The following is an 18,827-nucleotide window of genomic DNA, read 5'->3' as shown; positions in this document are numbered from 1 at the left end:
ATCCCGTCGCACGTCTTCAACTCTGGAGTGATCAATGAACGATCTGCGCATTAACGGCGAGCGCCTGTGGGCCTCGCTGATGGAACTGGCCAAAATCGGCGCTACCCCAAAGGGCGGCGTCAAGCGCCTGGCCCTGACGGACCTCGACAAGCAGGGCCGCGACCTGGTGGTCGGCTGGGGTAAGGAAGCCGGCATGTCGATCACGGTCGACCAGATCGGCAATGTCTTCATGCGCCGCGAAGGCCGCAATCCGGCGCTGGCGCCGATCATGACCGGCAGCCATATCGACACTCAGCCAACCGGGGGCAAATTCGACGGCAACTACGGCGTGCTGGCCGGGCTGGAAGTCGTGCGCACCTTGAATGACCGGGGCATCACCACCGAAGCACCGGTCGAAGTGGCCTTCTGGACCAACGAGGAAGGCTCGCGCTTCGTGCCGGTGATGATGGGCTCCGGCGTCTTCTGCGGCGCCTTCAGCCTGGAAACCGCGTACGCCGCCAAGGACACCGAAGGCAAAAGCGTGCGGGACGAACTGGCGCGCATCGGCTACATGGGCGAGCAGGTCCCCGGCCAGCACCCCATCGGCGCCTATTTTGAAACGCACATCGAACAGGGCCCGGTGCTGGAAGACGCCGACAAGGTAATCGGCGTGGTGCCGGCCGTGATGGGATTGTCGTGGTACGACTGCGTGGTCACCGGCATGGAGGCGCATGCCGGCCCCACGCCCATGGGACTGCGCAAGGATGCGTTGCAGGTCTCCACCCACATCATGCAGGAGGTGGTGAAGATCGCGAACCGCTATCCGCCTTACGGGCGCGGCACGGTCGGCATGGTGCAGCTGTTCCCGAACAGCCGCAACGTGATTCCGGGCGAGGTCAAATTCAGCATCGACCTGCGCAACGTGAACGATGAACTGCTCAACACCATGCACGAGGAGATGCTGGCGTTTATCGACAAGACGCGCAGCGACTCCGGCCTGGCCATTTCGATCGAGCGCGTGTCGTACTATCCGCCTTGCCCGTTCCATCCGGACTGCGTGGGTGCGGTGCGCGAGGCGACCGCACAACTTGGCTACTCGACGATGGATGTGGTGTCCGGCGCCGGCCATGATGCGATCTACGCGGCCCGCCTGGCCCCGGCCGGGATGATTTTCGTGCCGTGCAAGGACGGCATCAGCCACAACGAAATCGAAGATGCCAAGCCGGATCACCTCGAAGCCGGCTGCAATGTGTTGCTGCACGCCATGCTCGCACGGGCAAAAGTCGTGGCCTCATAATTTCAGTCCAGAAATCACGTCGGCGTTCTCCTACGGCTACTTACGGGGTCTGCTGATTCGTGCGTAGGATTTTGTTTGTTAGCCTGTCCTTTTCCATGAGGAGGACAGTTCATGCGCGCTTTAACCTATCACGGCAGCAACGACGTCAAGGTCGACAACGTTCCCGATCCGATTTTGCAGGAGCTGGACGATGTGATCCTGAAAGTGACTGCCACCGCGATTTGCGGATCGGACCTGCACATGTACCGCGGCAAGATCCCCGCAATGAAGAGCGGCGATATCCTGGGCCATGAATTCATGGGCGAAGTCGTCGAGACGGGCCCCAACGTCACCAGGCTGCAAAAGGGCGACCGCGTGGTCGTGCCGTTCGTGATCGCCTGCGGCAGCTGCTTTTTCTGCGATATGGACCTGTACTCGGCGTGCGAGACGACCAACCCCGATCGTGGTTCGATCATGAACAAGAAAAGCCTGCGCTCGGGTGCGGCGCTGTTCGGGTTCAGCCATTTGTATGGCGGCGTGCCGGGCGGGCAGGCCGAGTACGTGCGCGTGCCGAAGGCGAATGTGGGGCCGATCAAGATTCCGAAAAACCTGGCCGACGAGCAGGTGCTGTTCTTGAGCGATATTCTGCCGACCGGTTATCAGGCAGTGCTCAACACGGGTGTGGGCAAGGGCGGCAGCCTGGCGATTTTTGGCGCCGGGCCGGTGGGCCAGATGGCTGCGGCCAGTGCGCGCATGCTGGGGATCGAGAAGATATTCATGGTCGACCATCACAAGTTCCGGCTCGATTTTGCGCAGAAAACCTATGGCGTCATTCCGATCAATTTCGAGGATTGCGACGCTGCGGAGTTCATCCTCGATCACACCGACGCGCGCGGCGTCGATGGCGTGGTGGAGGCGGTCGGCTTCGAGGCCAAGGGCAGTGCGGTGGAAACCGTGATGACCAACCTTAAGCTCGAAGGCAGCAGCGGCAAGGCGCTACGCCAGTGTATTGCGGCGGTGCGGCGCGGTGGGACAGTCAGCGTGCCGGGTTTGTACGCCGGGTTTATCCACGGCTTCCTGTTCGGAGATATTTTCGAGAAGGGGATCGGCATCAAGGCGGGGCAGACGCACGTGCAGAAGCATATGCCGGAACTGTTGAAGTTCATCGAAGAAGGCAAGCTGCACCCGAATGCGATCATCTCGCATCGCCTGAATCTGTCGCAGGCGGCCGAGGGCTACAAGATGTTCGACAAAAAGGAAGATGATTGCCGCAAGGTGGTGCTGACGCCGTAAGAGAAAAGAACCTGCGCGTGGCATCGGCCCCGCGCAGGAGCGTCGTTACGCAAGGCTGCGCAGGAAATCAAGAAAGACCTGCGCCGCCATTTCGGCATCATCCGCCGTCATCGTCTCCAGCCGGTTATGGCTGATGCCACCATTCCCGCAGCGGACGAACAGCATCGCCACATCGGTGATCTTCGCCAGCGCCATCGCATCGTGTCCCGCACCGGAAGCAAGGTCGTAGCGCGGCAAACCAGCACGCTCGATTGCCGCACCGAGTCGGTCCATCAACGCCGGCGCACACGGCGCGGCAGGCGCCGATACAATCTGCTCGATCTCCATTTCCACATGCCGGCGCCCGCAGATCGCCTCGATGCCGTCCAGGATATCCTTGACCGCCGCGTGGCGCACAGGGTCGTGCGCCGCACGGATGTCCAGCGACAGCTTGCAGTGGCCCGGAATCACATTCACCGATCCATTCGGCACCTGTAACTGGCCCACGGTGCCCACCAGCGAGACGGCGCCGCTGCAGCGCCGCTCCACCAGCAGGACGATTTCCGCCGCCGCCGCCGCCGCATCCTTGCGCATGTTCATGGGCGTGGTGCCCGCGTGGCTGGCCAGCCCGGTCAGGTCGACCAGGTAGCGCGAGCTGCCGGCGATCGCCGTCACCACACCCACCGCCAGGCCGCGCTCCAGCAACACCGGGCCCTGTTCGATATGCACTTCGACGAACCCCAGCAAATCGGCCGGATTGCGCGCGATGCCGGCAATCGCCTCTGGATGGTGGCCGGCGGCTGTCAGCGCCTCCAGCATGGTCACGCCGGCGCCATCGACCTGTTCCAGCAATGCCATCTCGAACTGGCCGATCACCGCGTTACTACCCAGGAAGGTGCTGCGAAAGCGCACGCCTTCTTCTTCCGCAAAGCCCACCACTTCAAGATGACAGGGCAGGCGCTCGCCGCGCTCGTGCAGGTGGCGCACCACCGCAATCGGCAGCAGGATGCCCAGGCGCCCGTCGTACTTGCCGCCATCGCGCACGGTGTCGTAGTGCGAGCCGGTCATCAGCGTCTTCGCGTCCGGGTCATGCGACAGGTAGCGTCCGACCACATTGCCGACGGCGTCGATATGCGTTTCCATGCCGGCCTCGCGCATCCACTCGGCCAGTTGCGCGGCGGTGCGCTGGTGCACGCTGGTCATGTACGAGCAAGTCAGGCCATCGTCCGCTTCGCTCCATGCGCCAATGGTTTCGGCCCACTGCATGATGGTGGGACCGAATGCGGGCGTGAGTTTGAGCAGGTCGTTGATGCGCAGTTCTGCGATGCGGTGAATCTGGCGCAGGCTCTCGGCCATTTCGTCGAGACGCTGGTTTTTCAGGCGCCGCGTGAAGGTCTCGATAATCGCGCTGCGCGTCAGGCCGTTGCCGTCCGGCCCCTTGACTGCGAGGATGAATGGAAAGCCGAAGCGGGCGTTGTAGTCGGCATTGAGCTTGTGCAGGGTCGCGTATTCTTCGGCGCTGCACAGGTTCAGGCCGGACTTGGCCTGTTCGTTGGTGGACTCCTGCGTCAGTTCACCGGCGATGGCGGCTTTGCCGGCCAGTTCCGGGTGGGCGCGGATCAGGCCAAGCTGTTCGTCGACGCTGGCCCTGGTTACCGCCGTTTGCAGTGCGTATCTGAGCGCGGCGACGGTCGCAAACGGCCGTGCGGCCGATGCGCGCTCGGGAATCCAAGGCGAGTGTTCATAGATGCCGCGCAGGGTGTCGATAAACGCCGCCGCGTCGCAGTTGTTCAAATCCGTTAATGTTGTCATGGGTTTTCCATCTTTGATTACCGATCATAAGCGCTGGCCGCCGTGCGCACATACGCCCAAGCTGATAAGCGCTATCGCTACTTCTGCACCAGCGCCTTGGCCGCCGCGCTGACCTGGTCGCGCAGCCATTTATGCTCGGGCGCCTGGTGCACGCGCTCGTGCCACAACTGGTAAAACCGCATCGGCGGGAATTTGACCGGCACCGTGAAGCTTTTCAGCGGCAGCGTCTTTTCGTAAAAGCGCATGAACTGGCGCCCGGTGGTCAGTACCAGGTCGGTCTGCGTCAGCATATACGGAATCAGGCCGAAATAGGCCGATTCCACCGCCACCTTGCGCTGCATGCCCTGGCGTTCGAGGAAGGCGTCGATCACGCCGTGGTAACCGGGCAGCATCTGCGATGGCGCCACGTGGGGCAGGGTGAGGTAGTCCTCGATCGTCATGGCGTCGCTGGCGGTGCGCTTGGCGTAGGGGCTGTCGGCGCGCATGGTGCAGATGATCGGGTCTTCGAACAGTTTGGAGATGTGCAGATGCGCGGGTGGCTCGTCCCAGTTGGCGATGACGAGGTCCATGTCGCCGTCCGACAGCATGCGGATGTAATCGACGCCGCCGCCAAGGCTGTGAATGACCACGCGGCTGTTGGGCGAGCCGCGCCGCAGGGCCGCCACCACGTTTGGCAGGAACTGGCTGTCGAGGTAATCCGGCGCGGCGATGTGGAAGGTGCGCGCTTCTTCCTGCGGCACGAAGGGCGACTTTTTGACGAACAGGCTCTCGGTTTCGTCGAGGATGCGCTTGGCGGGTTTGAGCAGGCTTTCGCCGTGCTGGGTCGGCACCATGCCGCGCGCGCCGCGCACCAGCAGCGGATCGCCCGTCAGTTCGCGCAGTTTGCGCAGCGAGGCCGAGATCGAGGGCTGCGGCTGATTGAGCTTGAGCGCCACGCGCGAGACGTTCTTTTCGACCAGCAGCAGATACAGAATGCGGATCAGGTGCAGGTCGAGGTGTTGGGGAAGGCTGGACATCGTTGTGTATATGAATTCGAATATGTGGAATATACGCGATATTTCATGTAATGACACTTGAATCGGTTTATCTTGGGTAAATTCGCGCTACTATCGCCGCAGCCCACGCAACAAGGAAACCCATGCAAGTGTACGGATACCTGCTCCCCTACGGCCTCGAATGGCTGAACCTCATTGTGCGCTGGCTGCACGTGATCACCGGTATCGCCTGGATCGGCGCCTCGTTCTACTTCGTCTGGCTGGACAACACCATCCGCCCGCCCGCGCCGGGGTCCGAACTCGAAAAAAAGGGCGTGTCCGGCGAATTGTGGGCGGTGCATGGCGGTGGCTTCTACAACCCGCAAAAATACCTGGTGGCGCCGGCCGAACTGCCCAGGGAGCTGCACTGGTTCAAGTGGGAAGCTTACTCCACCTGGCTGTCGGGCTTTGCGCTGCTGACCATCGTCTACTACTTCAACGCGCAGGCGATGATGGTCGATAAGGCCGTTGCCGACCTCAGTTCCTGGCAGGCGATCGGCGTCGGCATCGGCAGCCTGGTGGTCGGCTGGACGGTCTACGACCTGCTGTGCCGCTCCCCGCTCGGCAAGCGCGACCTGCCGTTCGGGATCGTGATGTTCCTGTTCCTGGTGGCCAGCGCGTATGTGCTGAACAAATACCTGAGCGGGCGCGCCGCCTACATCCATGTGGGAGCGATGATCGGCACCATGATGGTGGCCAATGTGCTCATGCTGATCATTCCGGGCCAGCGCAAGATGGTCGCGGCGATGACGGCGGGCCAGATGCCGGACCCGATCCATGGCATCAAGGCCAAGCAGCGCAGCGTGCATAACAACTACTTCACCTTGCCGGTCCTGTTCATCATGATCAGCAATCACTACGCCATGACCTACCGCCACGAGCACGCGTGGGCGGTGCTGGCCGGGATCATGGCGGCCGGTGTGTTGATCCGCCACTTCTTCAACCTGCGCCACCGCGGCCGCGTGGAGTGGCGCTATCCGGCAGCCGGGGTGGCGCTGCTGCTGGCGGTGGCGATTGCCATCGCGCCGAAAGCGCCGGCAGCCGCCGTTGCGGGCGTCGACCCGGCGGCGCAGTTCGCGCAGGTGCGGGCGATCGTGACGCAGCGCTGCGCGACATGCCACGCCGAGCGTCCGACCCAGCCCGGGTTTGCCAGCGCGCCGGCCGGCGTCATGCTGCACAGCGCGGATCTGATTGGCCAGAACGCAGCGAAGATTTACGAGCAGTCGGTGCAGCTGAAGGCTATGCCGATTGGGAACATGACCAATATGACCGATGCCGAACGCGCGCAGGTCGCCGCGTGGTTCGAAGCCGGCGCCAAGACAGGCTCTCAATAAGGATGACAATGAACGCACAGGAAAAACTGGTCGACTGGATCGACGCCCACTTCGACGAACAGGTCGCGTTTTTGCAGGAAGTGATCCGCATTCCGACCGACACGCCGCCGGGGAACAACGCGCCGCACGCGGATGCCGTGGCCACGATGATCGAAGCGCTGGGCTGGAGCGCCGAGAAGCATGCGGTGCCCGAGCAGGCGGTGCGCGACTACGGCATGGAGAGCATCACCAACCTGATCGTGCGCCGGCCGTATGCGGCGGGCGGGCCGACCATCGCGCTCAATGCGCATGGCGACGTGGTGCCGCCGGGCGATGGCTGGGTGCATCCGCCGTACGGCGCGGTGGTGGAAGACGGCTATATTTACGGGCGCGCGGCGGCGGTCTCGAAGAGCGATTTTTCGACGTATATTTTTGCGGTGCGCGCGCTGGAAGCACTGGGCGTGCCGCTCAAGGGCGGCCTTGAACTGCACTTTACGTATGACGAGGAATTCGGCGGTTTGCTGGGGCCGGGCTGGCTGCTTGAGCAAAAGCTGACCCGCCCGGACTTCGTCATCGCGGCGGGATTCAGCTACAACATCGTCACCGCGCATAACGCCTGCCTGCAACTGGAAGTGACCGTGCACGGCAAGTCCGGGCATGGCGCCATGCCGGAAACCGGGCACGATGCCTTGCAGGCGGCCACGCGCATTTTGAATGCGATTTACGGGCAGCTGCCGGAACTGAAAAAGATCAAGTCGAAGGTGGCGGGCATCGATTCGCCAACCATGCTGGTGGGCCGCATCGATGGCGGAACCAATACCAATGTGGTGCCGGGGAAGGTCGTGCTGAAAATGGACCGGCGCATGATTCCGGAAGAAGATCCGGTGGCGGTGGAGGCGCAGGTAAGGGCGCTGATCGAGGATGCCGTGCGCGATGAACCGGGAATTCGGGTCGAGATCAGGCGCTTGCTGCTGTCGCACGCGCTGCGGCCGTTGCCGGGGTCGGACAAGCTGGTGGCGAGCCTGCAGAAGAACGGCAGGCAGGTGATCGGCGAAGAGATTACGGCGCAGGGCACGCCGCTGTATGCGGATGCGCGCCTGTATGGCGAGCATGGGATTCCGGCGGTGCTGTATGGCGCGGGGCCAAGAACGGTGCCGGAGTCGAATGCGAAGAAGGCCGATGAACGCCTGGCGCTGGAGGATTTGCGCAAGGCGACCAAGGTGGTGGCGTTGACGTTGCTGGATTTTTTTGGGCGCTGACCTCCACCCGTCGTTCCCGCGGAGGCGGGAACCCAAGGTATGTTTGCTAAGCGACGATGCCTTGGGTTCCCGCCTCCGCGGGAACGACGGTTTCGCGGTTAACGGTCACCGATCCCTTTGATCGCAGCCTTACTTCAACGTCCGCTCAAACAACTGGTAAATCCGGCGATACTGGTCGTACCAGCTCTCCGGCTGCACGAACGCGTGCCGTTCCAGCGGATAGCTGGCCAGTTCCCAGTGATCCTTTTTCAGTTCGATCAGGCGCTGCGCGATGCGCACCGAATCCTGGTAAAACACGTTATCGTCCACCATCCCGTGCGAGATCAAGAGGTGCCCGCGCAGCTTGTCGGCGTATTCGATCGGCGACGACTTGCGGTACGCCTCCGGATCGAGATCCGGCGTATTGAGGATGTTGGCGGTGTACTCGTGGTTGTAGGTGGTCCAGTCGGTCACTGGCCGCAGTGCGGCGCCGGCCTTGAACATGTCCGGCTCGCGCATCAGCGCCATGAAGGTCATGAAGCCGCCATAGCTGCCGCCGTACACGCCCACGTTTTTCAGGTCGCCCTGGTGGTTCGCGGCCATCCAGTTCACGCCATCGACATAATCTTCCAGCTCCGGATAACCCATCTGGCGATAGATCGCGGTGCGCCATGCGCTGCCGTAGCCTTTCGACGCGCGGTAATCCAGATCGAGCACGATGTAGCCCTTCTCGACCAGCAGGTTATGGAACATCTGCTCGCGGAAGTACACCGGATAACGCTTGCTCACATTCTGCAGGTAGCCTGCGCCGTGCACGAACATCACGATCGGGTACTTCTTGCCCGGTTCCAGCGTGGCGGGGCGATACAGCTTGCCCCAGATCTGGCCCGCGCCTTTGGTCGATGGCACCGCCACGTACTGCGGTTCGATCCAGCTGCGCGCCTTGAACTCCGGCGAGCGTGTGTCGGTCAGCTTGCTTGGTGCGCCGCCGCCTGCCGCCACCGTTGCCAACTGGGTCGGCATGTAGCTCGAGGAAAAGTGCAGCAGCAGCTTGCGTTCGTCCGGCGACAGCGCAAACTGTTCAACGCCTTCGAGCGCCGTCACTTCGCGCAGTTTCGCGTCGGCGCCTGAGACCGCGCACACTTCATACGTGCCCGGATTCTTCGGGTTGCACATCATGTACGCCGTGGCGCCGTCGGCCGTCCACTGAATGCGGGTCGCTTCCCACTTGCCCTGCGTGAGCGCGCGCGTCCTGCCGTCGCTGGCGCGCGTGTACAGGTGCGCATAGCCGCTTTCTTCCGACAGGTACCAGAGGGTGCTGTTATCGGGCAGCCAGCCGAATTCGTTGTTGCCCGAGTTGACCCAGGCGTTGTCGGTGACGCGGTGGGCCGGCTTGAGCGTGGCGCCGGCCAGGTCGACGGTGGCGATCCAGCGGTCCTTGTTGTCTGCCGCGCGCAGCATCACGGCCACGCCGCTGCCGCTGCGGTTCCATTCGATCGAGGCGCCGTCGTCGTCCACGCGCACCACGCGGTTGCCTTTCAGCTCGGGCAGTTTTTGCGCCTTGCGCAGGTCCGCCAGCGGATCGACCGTGATGCCGGGCAGGGTGTCGAAGGACAGGTCGCGCATCTCGCGCGTGGCCAGGTTGAGCAGCTTGAGCGTGTGCGACACCGGTGTGTTGCGGCCCACGCGCGGACGCTGGTCGTCGAATTCTTCGTAGCCCGATTCGGTCACGTAGCGCGGCAGCTTGCCGATGCGGCCCTTGTCGGTCACCTTCGGCGCGGTGACCAGCAGCAGCCAGCGGCCGTCCGGCGACAGGGCGCTGCCGTCGATGACGACTTTGTCGCCCAGGTAGATCGGCGCCGGCGCGCGCGTGGCGTCCGCGCGGCGTTCCTGTTCGGCGCGGTCGCGGCCCGCGTCGCGGTCTTCTTTCTGGCGCTTGAGGGTCGAGATCAGGCGCAGTTGCAGGTCGCGCAGGTTGTCGGCGTCCGGCGCGGCGGCGGGATCTTTGGTGGCGCGCACGGCGGCCAGAGGCGAAATCAGGCGGTCGGCGCGGTTCCAGCCGAGCCACTCGTGGCCGACGCGGAACTGCACGCCGCGCCCGTCGGCGGCATACTGGGGCGCCGTGATGCCGTTGCTGCCGCGTGTGATCTGGGTCAGCGCGCCGCTTTTCAGGTCGCGCTCGAACAGGTCGCCGTTGCGCAGCATGAGCGAGCGCGTGCGCTCGCGGTTGTAGATCACCTTGTCGCTGTCGAGGTTCGCCAGTTCGGCGTCAGCGACCACGCGCGCTTTGCCGGGAGCGGCCTGGTAGATGTCGCGCAGCTGCGAACCGCTGCGTTTCTGTTTGTAGAATACCTGCTTGCCGTCCCAGCTCCACCAGGCGGTTTCCGCCGGCGTGCCGATCCAGTCGGGATGGGCCATCGCCTGATCGAGGCTGATGGGGTCGGCGGCGACGGCGGGGATCGCCCACAGCGCGGCCAGGAGGGGAAGGACAATTAGGCGCATGGTAAATACAGTTCAGTGGAAAATGAAAGGAAATGCGAGAAGTTGCAGGATCGCATTCTAGCGCAGGCGCGGCGGGCGTGGGCGGCTTCCGGCGGGCGCCGGGGCAGCGTTGCGCGTCTGGCTTATGCCTTGCGCCGCGCTTCGATCAGTTCGTAGATCAGCATCCCGCCCAACATCGCCGCCACGAAAACCAGTGCATCGCTGCCGCCGGTCGCGAGCGACGCCAGTGCCGGACCCGGGCAGTAGCCGGCCACGCCCCAACCGGCACCGAAAGTGAGCGCGCCGAGCAGCAGGCGCTTGTCGATCTTGCGCGCATCGGGCAGGTGCGGCGCGGCCGGGCGCCGGGCCGCGATGCGAAATCCGATCGCCGCCACGGGAATGGCGCCGGCCATCACAAACGCCAGCGCGGGATTGAAGTTGCCGGCCAGGTCCAGAAAGCCGATCACCTTGGCCGGATCGGTCATGCCCGACAGGATGAGGCCAAGGCCGAAGACGAGGCCGCTTGCGAAAGCTGCGATAAGGTGTTTCATGGATGCCTTAATTGAACAGGTGGCGCAGCACGAAGACCGTGGCGAAGCCGGCCAGCATGAAAGCGGCGGTCGCGGCCAGCGAGCGGGGCGACTTGCGGGCGATGCCGCACACGCCGTGTCCGCTGGTGCAGCCGGAGCCGTAGCGGGTGCCGAGCCCGACCAGCAAGCCGCCGACGATCAGGCTCGCCTTGCCGGCTTCGACGTGCACGGTGGGCAAGGGAGCGAACAAGACGAACGCCAATGGCGAGATGAGCAATCCAAGAAGAAAGGCGATGCGCCAGCCGAGTTCGCTACGCACCGGACGCAACAAGCCGCCGAGGATGCCGCTGATGCCGGCGATGCGGCCATTTAGCAATAGGAACATGGCCGCTGCCAGGCCGATCAGGGCGCCGCCCGCCAGTGCGCGGACAAAGTCAGGGTTGAGCGATGGCATCATCTTGCTTCTCCGGGGTGGGCGAACAGAACTGTTGGTACAGCACGTCCATGACGGCTTTGGCCTGCTCGCTGCTGAGCGAGTAGAAGATTTGCTTGCCTTCACGCCGGGTGCTGACCAGTTGCTCGTTGCGCAACACTGTGAGTTGTTGCGACAGGGTCGGCTGGCGGATACCGGTCAATTGTTCGAGTTCGCCAACATTGCGCTCCTGATGAGACAGCTGGCAAAGGAGGAACAGTCGGTCGCGGTTGACCAGCACTTTCAGCAGCGCGCAGGCCTTGTCGGCACCGGCGGCAAAGCGGTCGAGATCAAGTGGGTGTTCGGGCATGGGGAGGTACGGCAATCATTATCAATCCGAATAATATATCACAAGATAGAATATGGTTGTGTGAATTGTTCTGGGGGCGATTGCTGAGGCCGTGCCTTTCCTGGCCGGGTCCGAATGTCAGACCTGACACCGATGGGGGATGATGCGCTAGTGCTGAGCACGTGTCCGAATGTCAGACCTGACACCGGAGGGGACACCGGAGGGAGGATGGCGGACCTGGCATTGAGGGGGAATGCCAGGCCCGACATCGGAGGGCTTTGTGCGCTGCAGCGGTGGCAGCGCGGTCATGCGTCCGGCCACGAGCGCGGCCGGTGAGGAATCAAGCGTCTTGCTGGTCCTGCTCCGGCTCGGGGCCGTCGCGGAAGAAAATGGCAATGCGGACGGCCAGGGCGATCGCCGCCAGGGCGCCAGGGAGATATTCGATGACTTCCATGTTCAACCCCGCGATGCCAGGTTGCGCAGCTCGGCAGCCAGGCTTGGATGCATGTTCTGATAGGCATTCGCCATCACGATCAGCTTGCGGTGGCTGCGCATGCGCGCACGCTCGTTCTGGGTCGGCTTGACCGCTACTTCCTGCGCGATGAACTGGCGCTCTTGCGCAGCGAACAGCGCAGCGGCAAAGGCACGTGCCGCATTGCTGACATCGGTCAGGTAATGGCGGAAGCCCTGGTTCGTCGGTTGGGTGTAGGTGGCGCTGCTCATTTGGAACTCTCCTGGATTAAACTGTGTGTTGTTGCAGTGCAGTATAAGAGAGTCGCAGCTATAAAGAAAATTTTGATTTATGATGCCCCATATCACCATCGTCAATATCAATCTATTTCTTGGCTATATGCATTATTCGCGCCAGTGATGTTACTGGGCAATATGAAATGTTCGAATATTAAGATGATGAAAGCGATCAAGCGCCTTGCGAGAGTAACCGATGACCAGACTGAAAACCTTTCACCATGTCGCCGCGGGATTGTTACAGTCCTTCGTCAGCCGCAACAACGACGTCGGCGGTTTCTGGGCGTTCGGCGTGCTGTATGGCGAAGCCAGTGCGCCGGATTTTTCCTTCAAGTTGAGCCTGCTCGACGGCGGCGCCGCACCTTCCACCCCCGCCTCGGCAATCGTCGCCAGCACCTATGCGGCGTTTTTGCAGCGCGCCTTGCAAGCCAAAGGCATCGGGCTCGATGAAATTGAGGAAGCAAGGGTGGATGTCCAGTTCAATACCGCATTGCGGGATCGGCCCATCAATAGGGATTATCAGGGCGACCCGTTCGTCTGCACCGTCACGCTGCGCTCCGTGCAGGGCAAAGAGGCCGTCAGGACGGCGGTCGGGCGCTGCGTGCGCACCCCGTGGGGCCGGTTTTCAGGGCGCGTCGGTCATTGACGCAGCTGGGATGGCGATGCGGTCAACGGCGGCCACCAGGCGGGTTCTCGCTCGCAGCGATCAGTTTCTTGATATTGACATCGCCCCGCGCTGCCAGCGTCGGCAGCGCTTTCGCCGCTTCTGCGCTGACCGGTTCTTCTTTTTCGTAAATATCGACCGCTTTCATGAAATTTGGCGGTGTGTCGAACGCGTATCCGACCGTGCCTTCCGCGCCGTGTTCGGCCACCAGGCGGCCGGCGGCATCGTAGTCGAAGTTGACCGTGCTAGCCACGATGCCCAGCGCGGCGATGGCGTCGGTCTTGCGCGCCGCCGGCAGGCCGTTGATGAAGACGTTGCCGGAGCCGTCGGCGATCACCGGCGCCGGCGCGTGATTGCTGCAGGCGACCGTGCTGACGGTGGCATAGGCGGCGGCCAGGTTGTTGGTGAAGACGTTCATCGAGCCGCTGATGATGGTGCCGGCCGGGGAAGAGAACATCTTGCCGATGCCCTCCCCGAGCGCGAGTATGCCGCTCGCGCCGAGGCCGGCGGCCATGCCGGCCAGCAGGGCCACGCCGAAGCCGCAGGTGAAGGTGGCAAAGGCGACGGCGGCGATGAGCGCGATCCCGATCACGGCGCCGACCAGGAAACCGGTCAGTGCGCTGTGTGGGCGATCGGGTCGGTGACGCGGGCGGCTTCAAGCATGGTGGACCTTGCGTTGGGCGTTACGGGGCGCTGGCGGCGGCGGGCGGCGCAAAACTGTCCAGCCAGGTGCGCCAGAGCGTCTCGAATTCCTGGTCGAACGGGCGCGCGCTGGCGGCCGAAAAGATCAGCGCGCGCCGCGGGCCGATCAGGAATGCGGCCTGGCGCTGGCGGATGGTCTGGGCGCCGTTCTTGTACTGGGCTTCGATCCGTTCGCCTTGCATGGCCGGGTCGTGCAGGCCAAGGCGTTCGGGCGCGCGCGCCAGCAGCTTGTGGCTGGCCAGGCGCGCCTTGAGCAGGGCGATCTGGCGCTCGACATAGGCGGGCAGGTCTTCGCCCTCGGCCAGCCAGTCGCGCGCGATGCTCAGGTTGGGCTGGGTCTGCAGGTTGGCCGGGATGAAGATGTTACTGCTGCGGTCTTCATAGCCGGCGGGCAGGCCGATGCTGCCTTCGTGGATGCCGATCCTGGCGCTGCTGCTCGCTGCTGTGGTGTCGCTCATGCGCTGCTTTCCGTAATGTGAAGTTCAAAAAGTATTTGGCGATGGGAGGTGGCGGGTTGTGGGTGCCGGCGCTATTTTGCGGAGTAGCGCGCCGCCGTGGGGTTGCCGGCGCAGCGCGGCGCGCGTTGGCCGGTGCAGCGTTCCAGCATCTCGATCATGGCGGGCAGGGCGCGCCGGCGCGCGATGGCCAGCGCGTTCTCGCCGCGCGCGTTGCGAAGAAACGGATCGGCGCCCTGGTCGACCAGGAAGGCGGCCAGTTCGCGCTTGCCGGCCTCGACGGCCAGCATCAGCGCGGTGCTGGCCTGCGGGCCGGGCGCATCGATCGCCGCGCCCAGTTTGAGCATGCTGTCGGCCAGCGCGGCCTGCGCGCCCGGGTCCACGCCGTGGGCGCTGTTGGCCAGCTGGTGCAAGCCGGTGTTGCCGTAGTCGTCGCGCAGGCGCGTATCGGCGCCGCGTTCGAGCAGGGCGGCGGCGGCGCGCCACTGGCCGGCGGCGAGGGCCGCGTGCAGCGCCGTGCCGCCTTGTTGCGCATCGAGCGGCGCATCGACGACGGCGCCGGCCTGGTGCAGCATGTGCAGCGCGTCGGCGTCGCCGGCGGCGGCGGATATGATCATTGGCGTGCGCCCGCCGTGGCAGGCATTTGGATTGTCGCCGGCGGCCAGCACTTTTTTCAGCGCGGCGTGACGGTCCTTGCCGAGGGCGGCGAAGATGCGCGGGGCTTTGGCGGCATCGGCATCGGCACAGCGCTGGCGCGCGGAAGGCTGGTCCGGCAAGGGCGCGGCCGGCGCCAGCGCTGCGGCCAGCAGGCAGGCGGCCAGCAACGCCAGGCGCGTGCCGCAGCCGATCGGGCGGCGCGGCCTGGTGTGCGTTTCAGGTGAGTCCTTGCAATTGCCCATGCTGGAAGATCCATCGAGTGTGGCTGCAATATATAAAAAGCAAGATAGATTCTATCAAACCATTTCACCCAAGACAATTTGTATCGGAACACGGGTCGGTAGCCGCCTACCGCTTAGGTTTGCAATGATCATTGTGTTAAGATCAACTTTTTAAACATCAGTCAAAGAGCCGATCATGTCCGCACAGCGCATCTCGCTGCCACTGTCGTCGACCTCGACCATCTTGTATCCAAGGAGCGCGGCGCATGGGGGCTGACGATAGCGCGTTGCAGCTTTATCTGGAACGCTGCAAGGCCACGGCCGCCGGGTATATCGAGCGCGCGACCCGCTTTAACGTGACCGACCTGGCGGTGCTCGACGCGCGCCCTGTCATGCATCAATTCTCGATCACGATCCGGCATGTGCTGGAGGTGGCTTCCGAGGGAACCGATTACCACGGTGTCCACCATCCGGGCCAGGGCGATTTCGGCACGGCCGATTGGAAGTGGTACCTGGAGGAAGTCGGATTGCAGGCGCACGCGGAACTGGACCGTCCCGAGACGATGGATAGCCTGGTGCATTCGGTCAGGAACCAGGCGTACGCTGCGATCTCCGTCAAAACCTGTATTCGCACCCACCCGCGGCGCCTGTTCCATACGTATACCTGCAATGGCTGCAATGGCCGGGGCAGGGTATGCTGCGACCGGTGCTCCGGCTCGGGCCAGGTCACCTGCGGCGGCTGCTCGGGTTCCGGAAGAGTCAGCTGCTCGAGCTGCGGCGGTTCCGGCACTGTCGTCCAGCATAGAACCGTGACCGATTACAACGGCCATAGCCGCTCCGAGACGCAGCATCGCTCGTGCGGTTCCTGTTCGGGCGGCAGGGTCACGTGCTTCCACTGCGGCGGGTCGGGGCAGAACCAGTGCGGCAACTGCGGTGGTTCGGGCGAGGTGACCTGCAGCGGCTGTTCCGGGCATGGCTACCTGACCAAAATCACGTCGACGGCGACTTATACCATTCCGAGTTTCGCGGGCCGCTATCCCGAAGGCACGCCGGAGCATGTGCATGCGGCCCTGTGCAAAGTCGGATTTGCCAGCCTGGCCAGTCACGGCGATATCACGCTTGAAAAGGTGGATGTGTTCCGCGAAAAGTCGGCGGTGGAGTTTGTGTATCAATGCACGATGCCATTTTGCGAGCTGTCGATCGACGTGCGGGGCGTGACATCGAAGTGGGTGATGTTCGGCACGGATCCGCAGATATTCGACGCCGGCGGGGTGCTGGAAGCATTACTGGAAAGCGATTTCAAAGCCCTCGCGGACGTGAGCACCGGAAGCGCGCGCTGGTCGCCCTGGTTTTATCGTTCGGCGAGCAAGGCGATCGCGCCGTTCATGGAGTCCGAGGTGAACCAGATGGTGCTCGATGCGACGACTGAAGGGCTCGCTCCCAATGCGATTGTGGAACGCCTCAGCCGCTCGGTCTCGGAAACGTATGTGCAGGAGACGTTGAAAAACCTCAAGACAACGGTCTCGGTCGCGCTGAACTGGTCGCGTTTGCGCTGCCTGATTGTGTTTATCATCCTGTCGATACCGTTTTCGTTTGCGGCGATTGCGTATATCGAGCGCGACAAGCGCATCGACCTCTTGTCCGCCGATACGCACCGTTTGATTTACCCGCCGGGCAACGCCGACATTGTGTGGGAAATGGGGCTGATGACGATTCCGTTCACGCTGCTCGGATGGTTCGTTGCGAAGTGGCTCAGCACGCGCTGGCTGAAAAAGGCCGGCGGCGAAAGGACGGTCTTGTGGGCGCAGCGCCAGGGACTGTTGATGGGCAAGTGGACGGCGCTGGCGATCATGGTGACCGCGGTCGGCAGCACCGGGGCGTTCTTCAAGCGCTGGCCGATGTGGATCGATCATCAGGGCAAGGGCTACGGCATGATTCCCTTGTATGAACCGAGAATCCCGGTGGAAGCGCAGAAAGCGGCCGAGGAAATGGAAAAAATGCGGCGCGAGGGTAGAAAGTTCGAATCGGTGGTCGAGATCGAAAAGAAGCGGCGCGAGCGTAACAAATTGGCGCCCGCGAAAAACGCGCCGGCCGGGAACGCCGAGAAACCGTAGTGTGCCGCGCATGGGGTTCAGGACCATGAACCCATATCGGCTTGCGGGTAAAGCCGGTATTGCTGCTTGCCGTGGGCGGCGCGCATGACGGAAGCGGACATTTATCGGCGCGGGTAGATCTGGTGGACCTTCCCGTTCGATACTTCCGTGATTGAGACCCGGTCGCCGTCGTGCTTCACGATGAAGTTTCTCTCGATGTAGATTTGGTACCACAGACGCATATTCACCGCACTGACGCGCGCGTCGTCGTAGTGGAAATCCGTTTCGAGGTAGTCGCCCTGGGCGTGCAGCGTCCAGGTTTTTTGAATGCGCCCGTCCCGCATCGAGCCGTAAGTCACTCTTTGCAAGGTCGCATTCCCTGCATGGCCGCAGACGCTGCCGAAGCGGACTTCGCAGGCGCCCTGGCCGTCGTATGTGGTGACCTCGTCAGCATGCATCCACAGGCCGTCGTCCATCAACGCCGAATACCACGTCATCGATACGACACGCGCCTGCTGGTCGAACAGGTACCTGAACCGATTCTTTCCGGGACCGCTGGCTCTTTTCAGAAACGGGGAGGGCGTGTCGCCGCGCAGTTCATTATCGTAGGGCTCCAGGGTCAGCGGCGGCAGTCCCGTGCCCCATTTTTCGGAAACGCCGCTGGACTCCGCCTGGCTGAGCAGCCGCGCGTCAGCATGTTCATGTTCCTCGAAAATCGCTGCCAGTTGTTCTCTGTTCATATCGTCGCAAGACATCGGCCCGGTTGTCGTTTTTCCGCTTGCAGCCTTCGCGCCCCCGTTTTATCGCATGAAAGTGGCTTTTCAAGATAATGGATCGCCGCGGCGATGATCTCGTTGGTGGATGCGGTTCAGTTGCCGCGCCGAGCCGATCGCAGATGCGGCGATAGGCATTGATCATCGGAGCCGCATCGTCTGGAACGCTGCTGGTGTCGCTCATCGGAAAGCCTTGATGTGATCAATAAGCTAACAGTATAGTCGATCTGTTTCGGGGCTATTTGCTGGGGCGTAGTTGAAGCAGGTAGACATCGTTTTCGCGCAGCGGCAGGGTGAGGGCAAAGCGGCCGTCGGCGCCCACCCGCACTGTTTTTCGCTCGTCCGGCTTGCCGCTTGCCAGCGATTTCAGGGCGCCGGCCTGGCTTTTCGCCAATTGCTTCGGCGACCCCATGTCAATGTAGGCGGTAAAGGCATCGTTGCGCCGGTAGCCGATCGTGGAGATGTCCACCGTGTAGCTGCCGCGTTTCAGTCCGCGCAGCCGGATATCGACCGTGCCCTTGTCCTTCGGCGGCAGGTCCTTGATGAAGTACTGCTGGTTGTTCACCGCGTCCGGCAGGGTGTGCGTGTAATCCCACAGCAGCAGCTGGACCTTACCCTGTCGATCGGTGCCGGCGAAGGACTGGCGGTCGCTGTTTTTCAGCGCCGCCGGCGAGAGCTGGTTAAGGAACTGAGTGACTGTTCAGCGACTAAGCAATTAGTGGGATAGGGTTGCCGGCAAAGGCGCGTTGTAGTACAGCGAGCATGCTGTGGCCTTGTTTGCGCAGTGTGTCGAGACAGGAGCGGATGACGCAGAAGTGC

18 protein-coding genes and 1 pseudogene are annotated in these 18,827 nt (G+C 63.0%); 6 read left to right on the top strand and 13 right to left on the bottom strand.

All coding sequences use genetic code 11. The features are described 5' to 3' along the window. Nucleotides 1-34: 34 nt before the first annotated feature. Both F2P45_RS27420 and F2P45_RS27415 read left to right on the top strand, forming a co-directional pair. Nucleotides 35-1,276 (top strand): Zn-dependent hydrolase, encoded by a 1,242-nt coding sequence (locus F2P45_RS27420; RefSeq protein ID WP_166881390.1) that lies wholly within the window; start codon nucleotides 35-37, stop codon nucleotides 1,274-1,276. A 111-nt stretch (nucleotides 1,277-1,387) separates the two neighbouring features. Next, entirely contained in the window at nucleotides 1,388-2,548 is a 1,161-nt protein-coding gene (locus F2P45_RS27415; RefSeq protein ID WP_166881389.1) for a zinc-dependent alcohol dehydrogenase, read from the top strand. A gap of 45 nt (nucleotides 2,549-2,593) precedes the next feature. Here F2P45_RS27415 and F2P45_RS27410 read toward each other — a convergent pair whose 3' ends face one another. Together F2P45_RS27410 and F2P45_RS27405 are read right to left on the bottom strand one after the other, a co-directional pair. Further along, nucleotides 2,594-4,339 carry an allantoate amidohydrolase gene (locus F2P45_RS27410; protein ID WP_166881388.1) on the bottom strand — a complete coding sequence of 582 codons (1,746 nt, stop codon included), beginning with the start codon at nucleotides 4,337-4,339 and terminating at the stop codon, nucleotides 2,594-2,596. Between the two features lie 77 nt (nucleotides 4,340-4,416). Further along, complete coding sequence (locus F2P45_RS27405) at nucleotides 4,417-5,355, bottom strand: LysR substrate-binding domain-containing protein (protein ID WP_166881387.1); 939 nt, start codon at nucleotides 5,353-5,355, stop codon at nucleotides 4,417-4,419. A gap of 122 nt (nucleotides 5,356-5,477) precedes the next feature. On the opposite strand from F2P45_RS27405, the gene F2P45_RS27400 reads away from it, so the two are divergent. Then, nucleotides 5,478-6,707 (top strand): urate hydroxylase PuuD, encoded by a 1,230-nt coding sequence (locus F2P45_RS27400; protein WP_166881386.1) that lies wholly within the window; start codon nucleotides 5,478-5,480, stop codon nucleotides 6,705-6,707. A 2-nt stretch (nucleotides 6,708-6,709) separates the two neighbouring features. Beyond that, nucleotides 6,710-7,945, top strand: a complete 1,236-nt coding sequence (locus tag F2P45_RS27395) for a M20/M25/M40 family metallo-hydrolase (protein WP_166881385.1) — start codon at nucleotides 6,710-6,712, stop codon at nucleotides 7,943-7,945. A gap of 129 nt (nucleotides 7,946-8,074) precedes the next feature. On the opposite strand, the gene F2P45_RS27390 is transcribed toward F2P45_RS27395, so the two are convergent. From F2P45_RS27390 to F2P45_RS27370, 5 genes are all read right to left on the bottom strand, one after another. Next, nucleotides 8,075-10,426 carry a prolyl oligopeptidase family serine peptidase gene (locus F2P45_RS27390; protein ID WP_166881384.1) on the bottom strand — a complete coding sequence of 784 codons (2,352 nt, stop codon included), beginning with the start codon at nucleotides 10,424-10,426 and terminating at the stop codon, nucleotides 8,075-8,077. Nucleotides 10,427-10,548: 122 nt separating this feature from the next. Further along, nucleotides 10,549-10,956, bottom strand: a complete 408-nt coding sequence (locus tag F2P45_RS27385; protein WP_166881383.1) for a DUF6691 family protein — start codon at nucleotides 10,954-10,956, stop codon at nucleotides 10,549-10,551. 7 nt (nucleotides 10,957-10,963) lie between these two features. Then, a complete protein-coding gene (locus F2P45_RS27380) occupies nucleotides 10,964-11,392 on the bottom strand; it encodes a YeeE/YedE family protein (RefSeq protein WP_166881382.1) in 429 nt (142 codons plus the stop codon). After that, entirely contained in the window at nucleotides 11,370-11,717 is a 348-nt protein-coding gene (locus F2P45_RS27375; protein ID WP_166881381.1) for an ArsR/SmtB family transcription factor, read from the bottom strand. Before F2P45_RS27375 ends, F2P45_RS27380 begins: the two co-directional genes overlap by 23 nt. A 435-nt stretch (nucleotides 11,718-12,152) precedes the next feature. Continuing rightward, a complete protein-coding gene (locus tag F2P45_RS27370) occupies nucleotides 12,153-12,419 on the bottom strand; it encodes a hypothetical protein (protein ID WP_166881380.1) in 267 nt (88 codons plus the stop codon). A 220-nt stretch (nucleotides 12,420-12,639) separates the two neighbouring features. Here F2P45_RS27370 and F2P45_RS27365 point away from each other — a divergent pair, with 220 nt between their 5' ends. Then, entirely contained in the window at nucleotides 12,640-13,089 is a 450-nt protein-coding gene (locus F2P45_RS27365) for a hypothetical protein (protein WP_166881379.1), read from the top strand. A 286-nt stretch (nucleotides 13,090-13,375) separates the two neighbouring features. On the opposite strand, the pseudogene F2P45_RS36460 reads toward F2P45_RS27365, so the two are convergent. The 3 genes and pseudogenes from F2P45_RS36460 to F2P45_RS27350 form a co-directional block, all read right to left on the bottom strand. Then, a pseudogene (locus F2P45_RS36460) lies at nucleotides 13,376-13,770 on the bottom strand (PAAR domain-containing protein); the annotation flags it as partial. Between the two features lie 20 nt (nucleotides 13,771-13,790). Then, nucleotides 13,791-14,267: a DUF1795 domain-containing protein gene (locus F2P45_RS27355; protein ID WP_166881378.1), complete on the bottom strand. Its 477-nt coding sequence runs from the start codon at nucleotides 14,265-14,267 to the stop codon at nucleotides 13,791-13,793. A 71-nt stretch (nucleotides 14,268-14,338) separates the two neighbouring features. Continuing rightward, a complete protein-coding gene (locus tag F2P45_RS27350) occupies nucleotides 14,339-15,163 on the bottom strand; it encodes an ankyrin repeat domain-containing protein (protein ID WP_166881377.1) in 825 nt (274 codons plus the stop codon). 335 nt (nucleotides 15,164-15,498) lie between these two features. Between F2P45_RS27350 and F2P45_RS27345 the strand changes: the two genes are divergently transcribed. Next, a complete protein-coding gene (locus tag F2P45_RS27345; RefSeq protein WP_166881376.1) occupies nucleotides 15,499-17,256 on the top strand; it encodes a DnaJ-like cysteine-rich domain-containing protein in 1,758 nt (585 codons plus the stop codon). Nucleotides 17,257-17,357: 101 nt separating this feature from the next. Here the strand turns inward: F2P45_RS27345 and F2P45_RS27340 are convergent, their stop codons facing one another. From F2P45_RS27340 to F2P45_RS27330, 3 genes are read right to left on the bottom strand one after another with little or no spacing between them, the layout of a single operon-like run. Further along, nucleotides 17,358-17,975 (bottom strand): hypothetical protein, encoded by a 618-nt coding sequence (locus tag F2P45_RS27340; protein ID WP_166881375.1) that lies wholly within the window; start codon nucleotides 17,973-17,975, stop codon nucleotides 17,358-17,360. After that, nucleotides 17,935-18,192 (bottom strand): hypothetical protein, encoded by a 258-nt coding sequence (locus F2P45_RS27335; RefSeq protein WP_166881374.1) that lies wholly within the window; start codon nucleotides 18,190-18,192, stop codon nucleotides 17,935-17,937. Before F2P45_RS27335 ends, F2P45_RS27340 begins: the two co-directional genes overlap by 41 nt. Before the next feature lie 54 nt (nucleotides 18,193-18,246). Next, the gene (locus F2P45_RS27330; protein ID WP_166881373.1) at nucleotides 18,247-18,573 is read right to left on the bottom strand and encodes a hypothetical protein; all 327 of its coding nucleotides are present in this window, start codon (nucleotides 18,571-18,573) and stop codon (nucleotides 18,247-18,249) included. Nucleotides 18,574-18,827 lie beyond the last annotated feature (254 nt).

It is taken from the genome of Massilia mucilaginosa (assembly GCF_011682145.1).
Lineage (GTDB): Bacteria > Pseudomonadota > Gammaproteobacteria > Burkholderiales > Burkholderiaceae_D > Telluria_A > Telluria_A mucilaginosa.
Note: the sequence above shows the minus strand (reverse complement) of the source record. Positions and strands in the feature narration are given on the sequence as shown.

Coding starts and splice junctions, on each gene's coding strand:
- F2P45_RS27420 (WP_166881390.1), top strand. CDS start 35: ATGAACGATCTGCGCATTAACGGCGAGCGCCTGTGGGCCTCGCTGATG.
- F2P45_RS27415 (WP_166881389.1), top strand. CDS start 1,388: ATGCGCGCTTTAACCTATCACGGCAGCAACGACGTCAAGGTCGACAAC.
- F2P45_RS27410 (WP_166881388.1), bottom strand. CDS start 4,339: ATGACAACATTAACGGATTTGAACAACTGCGACGCGGCGGCGTTTATC.
- F2P45_RS27405 (WP_166881387.1), bottom strand. CDS start 5,355: ATGTCCAGCCTTCCCCAACACCTCGACCTGCACCTGATCCGCATTCTG.
- F2P45_RS27400 (WP_166881386.1), top strand. CDS start 5,478: ATGCAAGTGTACGGATACCTGCTCCCCTACGGCCTCGAATGGCTGAAC.
- F2P45_RS27395 (WP_166881385.1), top strand. CDS start 6,710: ATGACAATGAACGCACAGGAAAAACTGGTCGACTGGATCGACGCCCAC.
- F2P45_RS27390 (WP_166881384.1), bottom strand. CDS start 10,426: ATGCGCCTAATTGTCCTTCCCCTCCTGGCCGCGCTGTGGGCGATCCCC.
- F2P45_RS27385 (WP_166881383.1), bottom strand. CDS start 10,956: ATGAAACACCTTATCGCAGCTTTCGCAAGCGGCCTCGTCTTCGGCCTT.
- F2P45_RS27380 (WP_166881382.1), bottom strand. CDS start 11,392: ATGATGCCATCGCTCAACCCTGACTTTGTCCGCGCACTGGCGGGCGGC.
- F2P45_RS27375 (WP_166881381.1), bottom strand. CDS start 11,717: ATGCCCGAACACCCACTTGATCTCGACCGCTTTGCCGCCGGTGCCGAC.
- F2P45_RS27370 (WP_166881380.1), bottom strand. CDS start 12,419: ATGAGCAGCGCCACCTACACCCAACCGACGAACCAGGGCTTCCGCCAT.
- F2P45_RS27365 (WP_166881379.1), top strand. CDS start 12,640: ATGACCAGACTGAAAACCTTTCACCATGTCGCCGCGGGATTGTTACAG.
- F2P45_RS27355 (WP_166881378.1), bottom strand. CDS start 14,267: ATGAGCGACACCACAGCAGCGAGCAGCAGCGCCAGGATCGGCATCCAC.
- F2P45_RS27350 (WP_166881377.1), bottom strand. CDS start 15,163: ATGGGCAATTGCAAGGACTCACCTGAAACGCACACCAGGCCGCGCCGC.
- F2P45_RS27340 (WP_166881375.1), bottom strand. CDS start 17,975: ATGAACAGAGAACAACTGGCAGCGATTTTCGAGGAACATGAACATGCT.
- F2P45_RS27335 (WP_166881374.1), bottom strand. CDS start 18,192: ATGAGCGACACCAGCAGCGTTCCAGACGATGCGGCTCCGATGATCAAT.